This is a genomic window from Xanthomonas sp. WHRI 8393 (genome assembly GCF_040203315.1).
Taxonomy (GTDB): domain Bacteria; phylum Pseudomonadota; class Gammaproteobacteria; order Xanthomonadales; family Xanthomonadaceae; genus Xanthomonas; species Xanthomonas arboricola.
Genome location: NZ_JBEGGL010000005.1, coordinates 121,566 through 135,803, shown reverse-complemented (window position 1 = coordinate 135,803; position 14,238 = coordinate 121,566). Strand labels below are relative to the sequence as shown.

Below are 14,238 nucleotides of genomic sequence, written 5' to 3'. Positions count from 1 at the left end.
TCTCCCCTCCCCCGACCGCAGGAGATGTGCGACATGCGCAACGAGCAACTCAAACCCACCCTGGGCACCTGGCAACTGTGGGGGATCGCCGTGGGTCTGGTGATCTCCGGCGAATATTTCGGCTGGAGCTACGGCTGGGGCACCGCCGGCACGCTGGGTTTTCTGGTGACCACGCTGCTGGTCGCGGTGATGTACACCTGCTTCATCTTCAGCTTTACCGAGCTGACCACCGCCATCCCCAATGCGGGCGGGCCGTTCGCCTACAGCCTGCGCGCGTTCGGGACCTACGGCGGCATGCTGGCGGGCCTGGCCACGCTGATCGAATTCGTGTTCGCGCCGCCGGCCATCGCGATGGCAATCGGCGCCTATCTCAATGTGCAGTTCCCGACCCTGGACGCACGCATCGCCGCGATCGGCGCGTATGCGATCTTCATGGGCTTGAACATCCTCGGCGTGGCGATCGCCGCCACCTTCGAGCTGATCGTGACCTTGCTGGCGGTGATCGAGCTGCTGGTGTTCATGGGCGTGGTGGCGCCGGGCTTCAGCGTTGCGCGTTTTGCCGCCAATGGCTGGGCCGGTCACGATGTGTTCGGCCCGGCCGCCATTTCCGGCATCTTTGCCGCGATTCCGTTTGCGATCTGGTTCTTTCTGGCGATCGAGGGCGCGGCGATGGCGGCCGAAGAAGCCAAGGACCCCAAGCGCACGATTCCGCGTGCCTACATCGCCGGCATCCTCACTCTGGTGGTGCTGGCGCTGGGCGTGATGGTGTTTGCGGGCGGGGTCGGCGACTGGCGTCAGCTCTCCAACATCAACGACCCGTTGCCACAGGCGATGAAGGCCGTGGTCGGCAACAGCTCGACCTGGCTGCATATGCTGGTGTGGATCGGCCTGTTCGGCCTGGTGGCCAGCTTCCACGGCATCATCCTGGGCTATTCGCGGCAGTTCTTTGCGTTGGCGCGTGCCGGGTTCCTGCCGCACGGGCTGGCCAGGCTGTCGCGCTTTCGCACGCCGCATCGCGCGATTCTTGCCGGCGGCGCGATCGGCATCGCGGCGATCTGCAGCGACAGCGTGGTCAAGATCCAGGGCATGTCGCTGACCGCGGCGATGATCACCATGTCGGTGTTCGGTGCGATCGTGATGTACGTGATGAGCATGCTCAGCCTGTTCAAGCTGCGCCGCGCCGAACCCGGGCTGGAGCGCAGCTTTCGTGCGCCGGGTTATCCGGTGGTGCCGGCAATCGCTCTGCTGCTGGCGCTGGTGTGTCTGGTGGCGATGGTCTGGTTCAACCCGATCGTGGCGCTGATCTTCGTGGGCCTGCTGCTGTTCGGTGCGCTGTGTTGCGTGCTGAGCTTGCGCAGCCAGGCCACGCCTGCAACCAGTGCCAGATGAGCGGGTTCGCGTTTACCGCCGGCGGCGAGCGCTTCCAGTTTGCCGATCTCAAGACCTTGCTGGCCAAGGCCACGCCGCCGCGCTCGGGCGACCAACTGGCCGGGCTCGCCGCCGACTCCGGGCTGCAGCGGGTGGCCGCGCAGATGGCGCTGGCGGACCTGCCGCTGCGACACTTCCTCGATGAAGCGGTGGTGCCGTACGAATCGGACGAGGTCACCCGCCTGATCGTCGACCAGCACGATGCGGCCGCATTTGCTGCGGTGGCGCATCTCACCGTAGGTGGCTTTCGCGATTGGCTGTTGAGTGCGCAGGCCGACGAAGCGGCACTGGCCGCACTGGCGCCCGGACTGACGCCGGAGATGGTGGCGGCGGCCTCGAAGTTGATGCGCGTGCAGGACCTGATCCTGGTCGCGCAGAAGACGCGCGTGGTCACGCGCTTTCGCAATACGCTGGGCTTGCGTGGCCGTCTGTCCACGCGCCTGCAGCCCAACCACCCTACCGACGATGCCACCGGCATCGCCGCCAGCGTGCTCGATGGCCTGTTGTACGGCAACGGCGATGCGGTGATCGGCATCAATCCTGCCAGCGACAGCCTGGCCGCCACCACCGCGTTGCTGCGCATGCTCGATGCGGTGATCACCGGCTACCAGATCCCCACGCAGTCCTGCGTGCTGGCACACATCACCACCACCATCGACGCGATCAACCGCGGTGTGCCGGTGGACCTGGTGTTCCAGTCGATCGCCGGCACCGAAGCGGCCAATGCCAGCTTCGGCATCAATCTGGCGCTGCTGCAGGAAGGCCATGACGCCGGGGTGTCGCTGCGGCGCGGCAGTGTCGGCGACAACGTGATGTATTTCGAGACCGGCCAGGGCAGCGCCTTGTCGGCCAATGCGCACCATGGCGTCGATCAGCAGACCTGCGAGGTACGTGCCTATGCCGTGGCGCGGCAGTTCAAGCCGCTGCTGGTGAACACCGTGGTGGGCTTTATCGGCCCGGAATATCTCTACGACGGCAAGCAGATCATCCGTGCCGGGCTGGAGGATCACTTCTGCGGCAAGCTGCTGGGCGTGCCGATGGGCTGCGACATCTGCTACACCAATCATGCCGAGGCGGACCAGGACGACATGGACGTGCTGCTGACCCTGCTCGGCACCGCCGGCATCAACTTCATCATGGGCATTCCCGGCTCCGACGATGTGATGCTCAACTACCAGACCACCTCGTTCCACGATGCGCTGTATGCGCGCCAGGCGCTCGGGCTGCGCGCTGCGCCCGAGTTCGAACACTGGCTGGAACAGCAAGGCATCCTGCGCCTGCGCGATGGCCGCTTCGAACTCGGCAGCGAGCTTCCCGCACCGTTCCGGCGTGCGCTGGAGCAATTGAACGCCGGCAGCGTGCAATGAGCAGCCCCACCACTCCTCCGCGCGATGCCTGGGCGCAGCTGCGTCAACTCACACCGGCGCGCGTTGCGCTGGGGCGCGTCGGCACCAGCCTGCCCACCGCGGCACATCTGGATTTCCAGCTTGCGCATGCGCAGGCGCGCGATGCGGTGCATCTGGCATTCGACCCACAGCCGCTGCAGGCAGCGCTGCAACAGCGCGGGCGGGACAGCATTCTGCTGCACAGCGCAGCGGTGGACCGGCACACCTATCTGCAACGTCCGGATCTGGGCCGGCGCCTGGACGAGGATGCGGCCGCGCATCTGCGTGGCCTGACTGCGGTCCACGGCGGCGGGCACGATGTCGCGGTGGTGGTCGCCGACGGACTCTCTGCATTGGCGGTGCATCGACACGCAGCGCAGATGCTGGAGCATATCGACGCGCTGGCCGCACACGAAGGCTGGTCGTTGGCGCCGGTGGCATTGATCGCGCAAGGCCGCGTTGCCATCGGCGACGAGGTCGGCGAACTGCTCAAGGCGCGTCTGGTGATCGTGTTGATCGGCGAGCGACCAGGGCTGAGCTCGCCCGACAGCCTGGGCCTGTATCTGACCTATACCCCGCGCGTCGGCCTGACCGACGCCGCGCGCAATTGCATCTCCAATATCCGCGCCGAAGGACTGAGTTACGCCGAAGCCACGCACAAGCTTGCATACCTGCTGCGCGAATCGTTCCGGCGCAAACTGTCCGGCGTGCAACTCAAGGACGAAGCCGAGCAACCGGCGTTGCCGTCGGCGGGCGCGTCCGACGCCGCGCCGCGGACGTTTCTGCTTCCTGATGGCGCGCCACCAGACGCTGAAGCTGGGTGCGGCTAGCCGACCTACTTAGGTAAGCGCTCCATCGTGCGGATCGCTGGCCGCATAGGTGCTGGTTGGCAACTCGTTGTCGTGCGGATGGCGCAAGGCATTACGTACCTCTGCGGGCAGTTGCGCGACATCCAGCATCACCTTGCCGGAATGCACATCACGCACCACCGACGCAGGCAGCACGAAGTCGCCCCCGTTTTCGATATTGATGACCAGCTCGGCGCCATCCTTGCGCACCTCGCGGACGGCACCGACGCCGACTTCGCCATCGCGCAGAAATACCATCTGGCCGATTTCGATCTGTTGCATCTTGCTTCTCCTTTGGCAGGCAGCGCTCGAACGCGCAGTGCCATGAACGTTCTTGTATGCAATCCAGGCTGACAGCGCAGATCCAGCCTCACAACTGGATCGGCGCTTGCGCAAGCGACAGCAGTGAAATGAGAACGCCTGCACCATCGCGAAGATCGTGCAGGCGTGCAGCAGGCCTCAGGGCAGCGGAACGTCCGCCACCTTGTCCTGGTAATCCTTTTTCGGGTCAACGCCGAACAACACCTTGATACCGGCCAGCAGACTGGAACCGTTGAGCCAGATCTGCGCGTGATCGGTGTCCAGACGCAGCAGCGCCAGCTTGGGATCGTCCTTGCCGCCTTCGTACCAGGCAGCCACATGCGGGTTCCACAGGCGCTCGACCACAGCCGGGTCAGTGTCTTCACGCAACGAGCCGCTGATGCTGGCGAACAGGTCATGCCCCTTGCTGCTGAAGGCGCCGATGACGCGGCGGCCTTGCCCCAGCATGGCAATCAACGCATTGTCCTTGGAGGTGAAGAACCAGATCGGACCACCGCTATCGCCTTCGATCTGCGCGGTCATCGGGCGGGCATGCCCGTCTTCCACGCCATCCAGGCCCAGCATCACGGTGCGATCGGATTTCAGGGCTTTCCAGAATTTTTCCTGCAGCTCTTTGGGATCTGCCATCTCGATGTCTCACATGCGCGTGTCTACGCGGGTGACTCAGTCTGGAAGTCTCCCCGCCCACGGCATGTGACGATGCGCACTCCTGCCTGCACATGGCGGCAACGCGATCGCCCCCTCTGCAATGGTGCACCTGTATAAATGGCGACCACCCATGCGGCGTGTTTGCGACGCAGTCACCTTGCAGAGCGTGATGCCAGCAAAGCCCTTGAACATTGCGCCTCGACACCGGGCAGCTGTAGCACCCATGTCAGTAAGCTCGCCTGCCAGGCCGCCCGGCATTGGGGCATGCTCCGCACGCCAACGGTTGGGGATAGCGCGTAGGGACCCGGCGCCTGCTGCGACGACGCTGATTGAGCTTCATCAGGGCAATACACGCGCCAGGCCCTTTTGTGGTTCCACACCTGTCCGCGACGGCGGATAATCTGGAAAGAGCTTTCCAAAACCACGCTCGGGAAAGCGCTCGGCCACTTCGGACAACAATGCAATGCCCTCCACGTCGCGATCGGGACAACGCCGATAGCGCGCCGTTGAGCGAGCCGCGCCAACCACTGAACAGGCACGGCGCGCGCTCCAACAATGCTGCTCAATGAGCCAGGCAAGAAACGGACGCTTATACGCAGGGTCTACAGCTTTTTTGCGGTTAGATCCTTCAACGCATGGTTGTCCATCGCCAACGCGGCATACATCCGCTTGCGCTTGGCGTGCTCGGCCTCAACATCACGCAGCCGCGGCACGTCCGAGGCTTCCGTGCCGCCGTACCTGGACTTCCAGACGTAGTACGTCGCATCGGAAATACCCGGCTCACGGCACACATCCTTGACCTGCTCGCAAGGCAGGAAACATTATGTGGTTCATGAATAAAAAAAACCTCAGTGACGAGCAGGCGACCGCGCTCAGTGAGCAGGCGTGGGCGGCGTTTCGCGAGCAGGATCTGGACACCGCGCTGGAGTACTTCCAGACCCTTGCCAAGGCGTGCCCCGCCGACCCGCGCTGGATGAACGGCGTTGGCGCCGTGAGCCTGGCGCGTGAAGATCACGCCGACGCTCATCGACACTTCCAGATGGCCGCCGAGCACGATTATCCCGGCGGCCACTACAACCTCGGCATCTTGGCCTATCAGGACGGTGATCACGACGCCGCCCGCCAACACTTCCAAAGGGCCGCCGAACACGATTATCCAGGCAGCCACTACAACCTCGGCAGCATGGCCTTCCAGGAGGGTGATCACGACGCCGCCCGCCAATACTTCCAGAAAGCCGCCGCGTACGATTGCCCCCGCAGCCACTTCTACCTCGGCAGCATGGCCTATCAGGACGGCGATCACGACGCCGCCGTCGAGCACCTCGACAACGCAGTGCGCCACGATCATGCGGAGGCGCTGAACCTGCTTGGCGACGTCCATCTGCACGCCAAGCGCTACCCGCAGGCCGAGCAGGCCTATCGGCGCGCTGCCGAGCTGGGGAATATCGACGGCTACAACAACCTCGGCCTGCTGTACCTGCAGCTCGAGGACTACCAACAGGCCAGGCAGGCGTTGTTGCAGGCGCTGGAATCCGATCACGTCTACGCCCAGCACAATCTGGCGGTGGCCTACCACCGCCTGAGCGAACTCGAGGCGGCCGAGCGCTGGTATCTGATTTCCTTCTCCAAGCACGGCAACCTGCAGTCGCTGGAGAACCTCGGCTACGTGTATGGCGAAAGTGGGCGTGAAGTCGAGGGCCGGGCGCTAGTCGACGCCTCCGACAAGCTCTACGAAAATCAGCCTCTCAACGATTACGAGCAGGCGTTGATCGATCGTTTGCTGATCTGAATCGCGATGACCTTGCGGAGAATCCTCAACGGCTCTTGAGAGAGGCGCTGGGGTAATGCAGCCATATGGGTGATCTGGGCCTGCCGCCCGATCTGCAGATTAGCGGGATTGCCGTGCTGACCCACGATGTGTCGACACATCCGGCGAAGTACGCGATGCGCCACCGTATCCCGTACACCAGCATCGCCACCCAGCTCACCAAGCTGGCGCCGAAGTTGGCCGTGCATGTGGGCGGCTGCACCCGCGCCGCCGGCCTGATGTAGGACAGCGCAGATCGGCGGATAGCGCCTCAAGGACCTCTTTTGTGTCCTTTCTTTGCCGCCCTGGTCACGACGTCCGCCCGTCCTGAGTAGCGGCCGGGTTTAGAGTCCGGGGTTGATGATATCGGTGCCGCCAGCTGTGGGGCATACGTGCGTGCAGCAGTGTCGGGAACCAGTGTTCGTTGAAGCCATGGCGCCGGCACAGTCGTTGATCGCCACGCCCGCTTCGGCTTCGCGCAAGAAGCCAATGATCTGTTCTTCGGAAAAGCGCTTCTTCACGTCCAATCTCCTTCGGCTAGGGAATTGGACTACAAACTGCGGTGCTACTCAAAATCGGGGGACGTCGGTGCTTAGAGGATGAAATTTCCGCGCTGCTATTTGCGAATAGCTTTTTACATGTTATATCCAACCCAATACATGTCAGGGACTTGCCACTCCAATAACTCCACCACTTTGGAATACGTAAACCTAGCCACCCTCGCTACCGCAACTCAAAGCAAATAACAAGTTGCCTAACCAATCTACGGCACAGTTAAAAAGGACTAATACAACACATCAACTACAGCGACTTTTGGCGACTTACCCTCACTATATTTAACAATGACTTTAATGCCTCTCTTTAATTTATGAATGTCATTTGGCCTTACCAACCCTTTCGCAGTATATAGATTCGGTTTTCCAGCAACATTAAGTGATACCTTGAAATTATAGAAGAATTCATCACCATACTTGGCGCCTGTTGGCGACCAGCTTTTAGGCTCGGTAGTAATTATCTCACCATGCCACTCCCCCTTGGTCTTCCAGTTTTTTATATTCACCAACTCGTCTTTATTAGGCTTGAAGATTGAAAGCATTACGAACAAACCAATGGCAGTCATTAAAATGCCGATGATAAATGGCGTTTCAGTTAAAAATGCATTTTCACCTTTATATAAATAAATGCATCGCGCCAACCCAGGGCGCGCCTGGGACGAGGGCATCGGCAGCCTGTCCGCCTACGTCAACGGAAACTCGCCCAATGGCCAGGTCACGGTGCGCAATTCCAGCCTGGGCAGCCACATCTGCAAGACCGCACCATGCAATGCATCCACCGTCAGCCGCCCGTACTGCAGCAGCACCTGTGTCAATTCGGCCAACCGTTTCTACGAATACGGCAATAGCGGTGCCGGCAGCGCGGACCGACGGCTGCCACACCAGGCCATCCGCGTCGCCGGATCGCAGCGCGTGGACGTTGCCACCCCCGCCTGTCGGCAAGCCGTGTGATGCGTTACGCCGACAGGCGTTGCCGTTTCCTGCGATTGCGGCACCTTCGCCACGTCGTTGGTCGTGCACTAACGGAACCAGATCCGCGCGCTCAGTCCGCGCCGCTGGCAGCACGCCAGCTATGCCACAACTGCTGCACGGGCGGTGGATAGGCTGCCTTGCCGGCAAGCTCGCGCTGCAGGCGCAGGCGTGCCAGCCGCGACCATACCCGGTGCGGGCGCGCCAACGCCGGTTTGCGCGGCCAGGCGCGCAGCAATTGCGTGCGCCATGCGGCCAGCGTCATGTCGCCGGGTGCGGCGCTGTCGCCGGCCACACGCTGGCGTGCATCCAGCCATTGCAGCGCCACCGCGGTGGCATCGCCAGGCTGGGTGCGCGCAAACAGCGCGGCTTCCACGCCGACCACGGCCTCGGCGAAGGCACGCAATCTCGCCAACGCCTGCTGCAACGATTGCGGCTGCGCACGGGCGTCCTGCATGGCCGGCAAGGTGTCGGCCAACTGCGCCCATGGCGCAGGCACCGGCTCCAGCACGCGCCCCAGCGGATGGCGCGAACGCTGCTGCGACCAGTCGCGCAACTCCTGCTGCCACCATGCCAGCTTGGCGTCGGCCGGCAACGGGTCGCCTGCGATGTTCATGATGTCTTCCCATTCCTGCAGCAGCGCAAACCAGGCCGCCGTGAGGCGTCGCTGCGGCTCGGGAATGAAGGGCTCGGCAACCGACCATTCCGGCCAGCGCGTGCGCCACTTGTCGAGAAAACTGTCGAGAGCGCTGGATTGGCTCATGGCGGGTCCGGAAGAAAACGAAAGAAGATCAGGTCTGCGGCCACGCCACGGCATCCCACAGCGTCTGCGGCTGCGCGACGAGGACGTCGGCCTGCCAGCGCGACGGCTCGTCGTCATGCAGGCGATAGCCCCACAACACCGCCACCGACGGCATCGCCGCCGCGCGCGCGGCCAGGATGTCGCGCTCGTCGTCGCCGACGTAGACGCAGTGCGCCGGCGCAACGCCGATGCGCTCGGCCGCGGTCAGCAAGGGCAACGGATGCGGCTTGCGCTCGGCCAGCGTATCGCCGCCGATCAGCACCGCGCAGCGCTGCTCCCATCCCAGTTGCGGCAGGATCAGCCGGGCCAGATATTCGGGCTTGTTGGTGACCACGCCCCAGACGCAACCTGCACGCTCCAGCCGCAGCAGCAGTTCTTCGACACCATCGAACAGCTGCGACTGCGTGCCGATCAAGGCTTCGTAACGACGCAGGAATTCCGCCACCAAGGTGTCGCGCTCGAGCGCATCGAGGTCGGCAAACGCCACCGCCAGCATCGCGCGCGCGCCCTTGGACACCACCGGACGCAACTGCGCCAAGGCGATTGGCGCACGCCCACGCGCATCCAGCATCGCGTTGACGGTCGCCAGCATGTCCGGCGCGCTATCCAGCAAGGTGCCATCCAGATCGAACAACACCGCACGCGGAAACTTCGACGATGCGACGGCGTCTTTCCGCTGAGCGGCGTCATCTTGAACTCGAAATGGCTCGGACATCACCGGCGCCGGTCTCTGTTGTTGCGATTCCCGAATCCCGATTCCCGATTCGTCACGGCTTCACCGCATAAGCCAGGTAATTGACCTCGGTCCGCGACGACAGGCGCGCACGATTGCGCCACGGCTCGTACACCATGCCGCTGACGTCTTCCAGCTGCAGTTCGGCACTGCGCAACCACGCCGCAAGCTCTGCCGGCTTGATGAAATCCTTGTAGTGATGCGTGCCCCTGGGCAGCAGCCGCGCGATGTACTCGGCGCCGACCACCGCCAGCGCGAACGCGGCCGGGGTGCGGTTGAGCGTGGACAAAAACAGCTTGCCGCCCGGCTTGAGCAGGCTGGCGCAGGCGCGGATGATCGCGGTGGGGTCCGGCACGTGTTCGAGCATTTCCATGCAGGTCACCGCATCGAAACTGCCCGGCTGTTCGGCGGCCAGGTCTTCCACCGACTGCACGCGGTAATCCACCTGCACGCCCGATTCCAGGCTGTGCAGGCGCGCCACCTTGACCAGCTCCGGCGCCAGGTCGATCGCGGTAACCTGGGCGCCCAGGCGCGCCATCGACTCGCTGAGCAGACCGCCGCCGCAGCCGACATCGAGCACGCGCGCGCCGGCCAGGCCCAGCCGCGCGGACACGTAGTCCAGGCGCACCGGATTGAGCGCATGCAGCGGCTTCTGCGGGCCGTCGGCATCCCACCAGCGGTTGGCCAGCGCCGCAAACTTGTCCAGCTCGCTCTGATGGAAGTTGCTGGAATTGGATTGGGGATTCGGATTCATGCGGAGCTCCGTGATGGGGTGACGCGCGCTCAGGCGCGGACGGTGCGGATGCGCTCGCGCCACTGCCGCGCATTGGCGACCAGGGCAGCGGTGTCCATGTCGATGAGCTCGCGCTGCACCAGTTTGGGCTTGCCGGCGATCCACACATCGGTGACCTGATGACGGCCGGCCGCGTAGATCAGTTGCGACAGCACATGATGCAGCGGTTGGGTCTCCAGTGCGGACAGATCCACGCAGACCAGATCGGCCTGCTTGCCGATTTCGATCGAGCCGATCCTGTCGCCGAAGCCCAACGCGCGCGCGCCGCCCAGTGTGGCCGCACGCAGCGTGGTCGCTGCGTCCAGTGCAGTGGCATCGTTGGCTACTGCCTTGGCCAGGATCGCCGCCGTGCGGTTCTCGCTGAACATGTCCAGGTCGTTGTTGCTGGCGCAGCCGTCGGTGCCGATCGCCAGGTTGACGCCGGCACGTTGCAGCGCGCAGGCCGGGCAAAAGCCCGAAGCGAGCTTGAGATTGGACTCCGGGCAATGCACCACGCTGACGCCGCGCTCGGCGCACAGGTGGATTTCCGCCTCGGTGAGCTGGGTCATGTGCACGGCGATCAGGCGGTCGTTGACCAGCCCCAGGCGGTCCAGCCGCGCCAGCGGGCGCTGCCCGTACTGGGCAACCGAATCGGCCACTTCCTGCGCGGTTTCGTGCGTGTGCAGATGCACCGGCAGATCCAGCTGGTCGGCCAGCATGCGCACGCGTTCGAAGTTGGCGTCGTTGACCGTGTACGGCGCATGCGGCGCGAAGGCGGTGCTGATCAGCGGATCGTCGCGCCACTGGTCGTGCAGTTCGCCGGCCCGTGCGAAGTATTCGTCGTCCGACGATGCCCAGGCGGTGGGGAAATCGATGATCACCGCGCCGACCAGCGCACGGAACCCGTGCTGCTTGTACACGGCCGCCTGCACATCGGCGAAGAAGTAGTTCTCGTTGACGCAGGTGGTACCGCCACGCAGCATTTCGGCGATCGCCAGCGTGGTGCCGTCGGCGACGAATTCCGGCCCGATCACCGCCGCCTCCACCGGCCAGATGTGCTGCTGCAGCCACACCATCAACGGCAGATCGTCGGCAACGCCACGCAGCAGCGTCATCGGGTTATGCGTATGCGCATTGACCAGGCCCGGGATCAAGGCCGCCTCCGGGCGCGAGACGGTCTGCGTCGGCGCAAACCGCAGGCGCGCCTCGGCGGTCGGCAGGATGGCCACGATGACGCCGTTGTGCACCGCCACCGCGTGATCGTCGAGCACCACCGCATGCGGCTCGATCGGCACGACGTAACCGGCTTCGATCAACAGGTCGCAGACTTCGGGAGGGGCATTGGTCATGAGCGGATCCATAAAAGGTTAATTGTCGAACGGCCAGCTGGGATCGCCACCGGCCACAGGCACATAGCGCTGGCCGTTGTAGCGCAGCACCTGGCGCACGCGACGGGTGCGTTCGGTATCGGTGTCGCTGCCAGCGGCGCTCTCCACGGTAGCCACGTTGGCTGTCAGCACGATGTCCGCGTAGCCGGCGTGTACCTGCGGCGCCATGCTCACGCTCAGATTGGCCACTTCGGTGATCACATCGTCCTTGCCCAGACTGCACGGCTCGCCTTTCACACGTTGCCACGCATAGAGATCGCGTTGCAGCACCGGGCGCAGGCTGCGCCCCTCGCGCACCAGAAGTGTCAATGCCTGATTGCTGTAAAAATCCGGGCAGCTGGGCCCGCGCGCGGCACTGCGCACCACCACGCCGATCGCACGCACGCCCTTGGCCAGGTCGTAGCGCGCGGTGTCCAGGCGCAGGCTGTCGGCAGCCAGTTCAAAGGCGGCGTCCTCGCCCATTGCCTGCGCGTAGAACGCCAGCACCTTGCCGCTGGCGGCATCGAGCATGGCCACGCGCAACTCGAGGTCGCGCTCGCCAGGCACGGTCTCCGCATCGCCGGCAAATGCGATTGCCGCCAACCGGATCGCCGCATCGTTCGGCCACGGCTTGCAGCTCTGGGCCACCAGACGGTCGACCGGCACCGTGGCGGCAGCGCCGCCCACGACGCCGGACGTTGCAATGGCCGCAACGGCGGCCACGTCCTCGGCATCGCAGGTTGCGGCAGCCGATTGCGCAAACGCCGGGCACGCGAGCAGCGCCCCCCACAGCCCCAACACGACACTGGCACCGCGTCCCGCTCGATCAGGCCAGTGTCCCGGACGCATCGTCTTACTTGACGCGCGCCGAGTATTCGCCCGAGCGGGTGTCGACTTTGATGATTTCGTCCTGGTTGACGAACAGCGGCACACGCACCACCGCGCCGGTTTCCAGCGTCGCCGGCTTGCCGCCGCCGCCGGAGGTATCGCCACGCACGCCCGGGTCGGTCTCGGTGATCTTCAGCTCGACGAAGTTCGGCGGCTGCACCCAGATCGGCGTGCCGTTCCACAGCGTCACGATGCAGTCTTCCTCGCCCTTGAGCCACTTGTCGGCGCCGCCCATGCCGGCCTTGTCGGTCTGCACCTGCTCGAAGGTTTCCGGGTCCATGAAGTGCCAGTACTCGCCATCGCTGTACAGGTAGCGCATGTCGGTATCGACCACGTCGGCCACTTCCACGTCGTCGGTCGCCTTCATGGTCATTTCGACCACGCGGCCGGACTTGATGAAGCGGTACTTCATGCGGGTGAAGGCCTGGCCCTTGCCCGGCTTGACGTATTCGGTCTCGGTGATGACCGCCGGCTCGTTGTTGACCAGGATCTTCATGCCGTTCTTGACGTCGTTCATGCCAACAGTGGCCATGGTGCAGCTCCTCGATAAGACCACGATCTGCCACAGGCCGTGGCAGGTCGGATTAGAATGGGGCGCCCGCCGCAACCGGCGGGCATTGGTTTTGTGACCGCACATGATACCCGCAGCCCCCCTCGCCTTGCAGCCATCTCCGCCGCCCACCCTGCAACCGCCGCGCTGGCAGCAGCAGTGGCGCGACGCCGTGCGCGACCCGCGCGCGCTGCTGGCGCTGCTGGGCCTGGAGGCGCAGGCGGCCGGGATCAGCGACGCGGCCGCCGCGCAGTTCCCGCTGCGGGTGCCGCAGGCATTCGTGGCGCGCATGCGCCGTGGCGACCTGCACGACCCGCTGCTGCGCCAGGTGCTGCCGCTGGACGATGAAATGCGGCCGGTGCCCGGCTTCGGCCTGGATGCGGTCGGCGATGGCGCCGCCAAGACCGCCGACGGGGTGATCCAGAAATACCGCGGCCGCGCGCTGCTGATCGCCACCGGCAGCTGCGCGGTGCACTGCCGCTACTGCTTCCGCCGCCACTTCCCGTATGCCGAGGAAACCGCCGCGCGCGACGGCTGGCGCGACGCGGTCGCCGCGATCGCGGCCGACCCCGGCATCGACGAAGTGCTGCTGTCCGGCGGCGACCCACTGTCGCTGGCCACCGGCAAGCTGGCCGAACTCACCGACGCGCTGGCTGCCATCGGCCACATCAAGCGCCTGCGCATCCACAGCCGGCTGCCGATCGTGCTGCCCGCGCGTGTCGACACGCCGCTGCTGGCCTGGCTGCGCAGCCTGCCGTGGCCGGTGGCCTTCGTGGTGCATGCCAACCATGCCAACGAATTCGATACCGCCGTGGACGATGCCATGCGCGCCCTGCGCGAGGCCGGCGCGCAGTTGCTCAACCAGGCCGTGCTGCTGCGCGGCGTCAACGACAGCGTGGACGCGCTGGCGGCCCTGAGCGAACGCAGCTTCGCCGCCGGCGTGCTGCCGTATTACCTGCATCAGCTCGACCGGGTGGCCGGCGTGGCGCATTTCGAAGTGGACGATGCGCGCGCGCGCGCGCTGCACACCGAGCTGGCCGCGCGCCTGTCCGGCTACCTGGTGCCGCGCCTGGTGCGCGAAATTCCCGGCGACACCGGCAAACGTCCGCTGTAACCACCAGCTCGAACACACCGGATCGTAGGAGCGCACCCGGGCGCGACGAAGC

At 64.7% G+C, this 14,238-nt stretch carries 15 protein-coding genes and 3 pseudogenes; 7 read left to right on the top strand and 11 right to left on the bottom strand.

All coding sequences use genetic code 11. The features are described 5' to 3' along the window. Window positions 1-24 precede the first annotated feature (24 nt). Genes eat through eutC form a run of 3 tightly spaced genes read left to right on the top strand, consistent with a single transcriptional unit; the run spans window position 25 to window position 3,643 of the window. Entirely contained in the window at window positions 25-1,389 is a 1,365-nt protein-coding gene (gene eat, locus ABQ137_RS16730; RefSeq protein WP_349783217.1) for an ethanolamine permease, read from the top strand. Next, window positions 1,386-2,795 (top strand): ethanolamine ammonia-lyase subunit EutB, encoded by a 1,410-nt coding sequence (locus tag ABQ137_RS16725; protein ID WP_154832138.1) that lies wholly within the window; start codon window positions 1,386-1,388, stop codon window positions 2,793-2,795. The genes eat and ABQ137_RS16725 overlap by 4 nt, the downstream gene beginning before the upstream one ends. Further along, window positions 2,792-3,643, top strand: a complete 852-nt coding sequence (eutC, locus tag ABQ137_RS16720) for an ethanolamine ammonia-lyase subunit EutC (protein ID WP_349783216.1) — start codon at window positions 2,792-2,794, stop codon at window positions 3,641-3,643. The genes ABQ137_RS16725 and eutC overlap by 4 nt, the downstream gene beginning before the upstream one ends. Before the next feature lie 9 nt (window positions 3,644-3,652). Here the strand turns inward: eutC and ABQ137_RS16715 are convergent, their stop codons facing one another. The 3 genes and pseudogenes from ABQ137_RS16715 to ABQ137_RS16705 form a co-directional block, all read right to left on the bottom strand. Continuing rightward, on the bottom strand, window positions 3,653-3,943 hold the full coding sequence (locus ABQ137_RS16715; protein ID WP_154832140.1) for a hypothetical protein: 291 nt from the start codon (window positions 3,941-3,943) through the stop codon (window positions 3,653-3,655). 177 nt (window positions 3,944-4,120) lie between these two features. Continuing rightward, on the bottom strand, window positions 4,121-4,609 hold the full coding sequence (locus ABQ137_RS16710; RefSeq protein ID WP_349783215.1) for a pyridoxamine 5'-phosphate oxidase family protein: 489 nt from the start codon (window positions 4,607-4,609) through the stop codon (window positions 4,121-4,123). A gap of 271 nt (window positions 4,610-4,880) precedes the next feature. Further along, a pseudogene (locus ABQ137_RS16705) lies at window positions 4,881-5,433 on the bottom strand (transposase); the annotation flags it as partial. 20 nt (window positions 5,434-5,453) lie between these two features. On the opposite strand from ABQ137_RS16705, the gene ABQ137_RS16700 reads away from it, so the two are divergent. Both ABQ137_RS16700 and ABQ137_RS16695 read left to right on the top strand, forming a co-directional pair. Beyond that, complete coding sequence (locus ABQ137_RS16700) at window positions 5,454-6,419, top strand: tetratricopeptide repeat protein (protein ID WP_349783214.1); 966 nt, start codon at window positions 5,454-5,456, stop codon at window positions 6,417-6,419. A gap of 65 nt (window positions 6,420-6,484) precedes the next feature. Then, on the top strand, window positions 6,485-6,682 hold the full coding sequence (locus tag ABQ137_RS16695) for a hypothetical protein (RefSeq protein WP_164738893.1): 198 nt from the start codon (window positions 6,485-6,487) through the stop codon (window positions 6,680-6,682). Window positions 6,683-6,857: 175 nt separating this feature from the next. On the opposite strand, the pseudogene ABQ137_RS16690 reads toward ABQ137_RS16695, so the two are convergent. Both ABQ137_RS16690 and ABQ137_RS16685 read right to left on the bottom strand, forming a co-directional pair. After that, window positions 6,858-6,958, bottom strand: a pseudogene (locus tag ABQ137_RS16690) (transposase); the annotation flags it as partial. A 263-nt stretch (window positions 6,959-7,221) separates the two neighbouring features. Then, window positions 7,222-7,659: a hypothetical protein gene (locus tag ABQ137_RS16685; protein WP_349783266.1), complete on the bottom strand. Its 438-nt coding sequence runs from the start codon at window positions 7,657-7,659 to the stop codon at window positions 7,222-7,224. On the opposite strand from ABQ137_RS16685, the pseudogene ABQ137_RS16680 reads away from it, so the two are divergent. After that, window positions 7,637-7,858: pseudogene (locus ABQ137_RS16680) on the top strand (putative acyl-CoA thioester hydrolase); the annotation flags it as partial. The gene ABQ137_RS16685 and the pseudogene ABQ137_RS16680 sit on opposite strands and share 23 nt — an antisense overlap. Before the next feature lie 175 nt (window positions 7,859-8,033). Here ABQ137_RS16680 and ABQ137_RS16675 read toward each other — a convergent pair. From ABQ137_RS16675 to efp, 6 genes are read right to left on the bottom strand one after another with little or no spacing between them, the layout of a single operon-like run. After that, on the bottom strand, window positions 8,034-8,723 hold the full coding sequence (locus ABQ137_RS16675) for a squalene/phytoene synthase family protein (RefSeq protein WP_024940412.1): 690 nt from the start codon (window positions 8,721-8,723) through the stop codon (window positions 8,034-8,036). A 28-nt stretch (window positions 8,724-8,751) separates the two neighbouring features. Beyond that, window positions 8,752-9,477, bottom strand: coding sequence for a phosphoglycolate phosphatase (locus tag ABQ137_RS16670; protein ID WP_349783213.1), 726 nt, complete (start codon window positions 9,475-9,477; stop codon window positions 8,752-8,754). A 52-nt stretch (window positions 9,478-9,529) separates the two neighbouring features. Then, window positions 9,530-10,249 carry a bifunctional 2-polyprenyl-6-hydroxyphenol methylase/3-demethylubiquinol 3-O-methyltransferase UbiG gene (gene ubiG, locus ABQ137_RS16665; RefSeq protein ID WP_024940414.1) on the bottom strand — a complete coding sequence of 240 codons (720 nt, stop codon included), beginning with the start codon at window positions 10,247-10,249 and terminating at the stop codon, window positions 9,530-9,532. Window positions 10,250-10,278: 29 nt separating this feature from the next. Then, window positions 10,279-11,616: a TRZ/ATZ family hydrolase gene (locus ABQ137_RS16660; protein WP_024940415.1), complete on the bottom strand. Its 1,338-nt coding sequence runs from the start codon at window positions 11,614-11,616 to the stop codon at window positions 10,279-10,281. An 18-nt stretch (window positions 11,617-11,634) separates the two neighbouring features. Beyond that, a complete protein-coding gene (locus ABQ137_RS16655) occupies window positions 11,635-12,435 on the bottom strand; it encodes a PA3715 family protein (RefSeq protein WP_503021231.1) in 801 nt (266 codons plus the stop codon). A gap of 52 nt (window positions 12,436-12,487) precedes the next feature. Then, entirely contained in the window at window positions 12,488-13,054 is a 567-nt protein-coding gene (efp, locus tag ABQ137_RS16650; RefSeq protein WP_007962665.1) for an elongation factor P, read from the bottom strand. Between the two features lie 103 nt (window positions 13,055-13,157). Here efp and epmB point away from each other — a divergent pair, with 103 nt between their 5' ends. Next, window positions 13,158-14,186, top strand: a complete 1,029-nt coding sequence (gene epmB, locus ABQ137_RS16645; protein ID WP_349783211.1) for an EF-P beta-lysylation protein EpmB — start codon at window positions 13,158-13,160, stop codon at window positions 14,184-14,186. The last annotated feature ends 52 nt before the right edge of the window (window positions 14,187-14,238 follow it).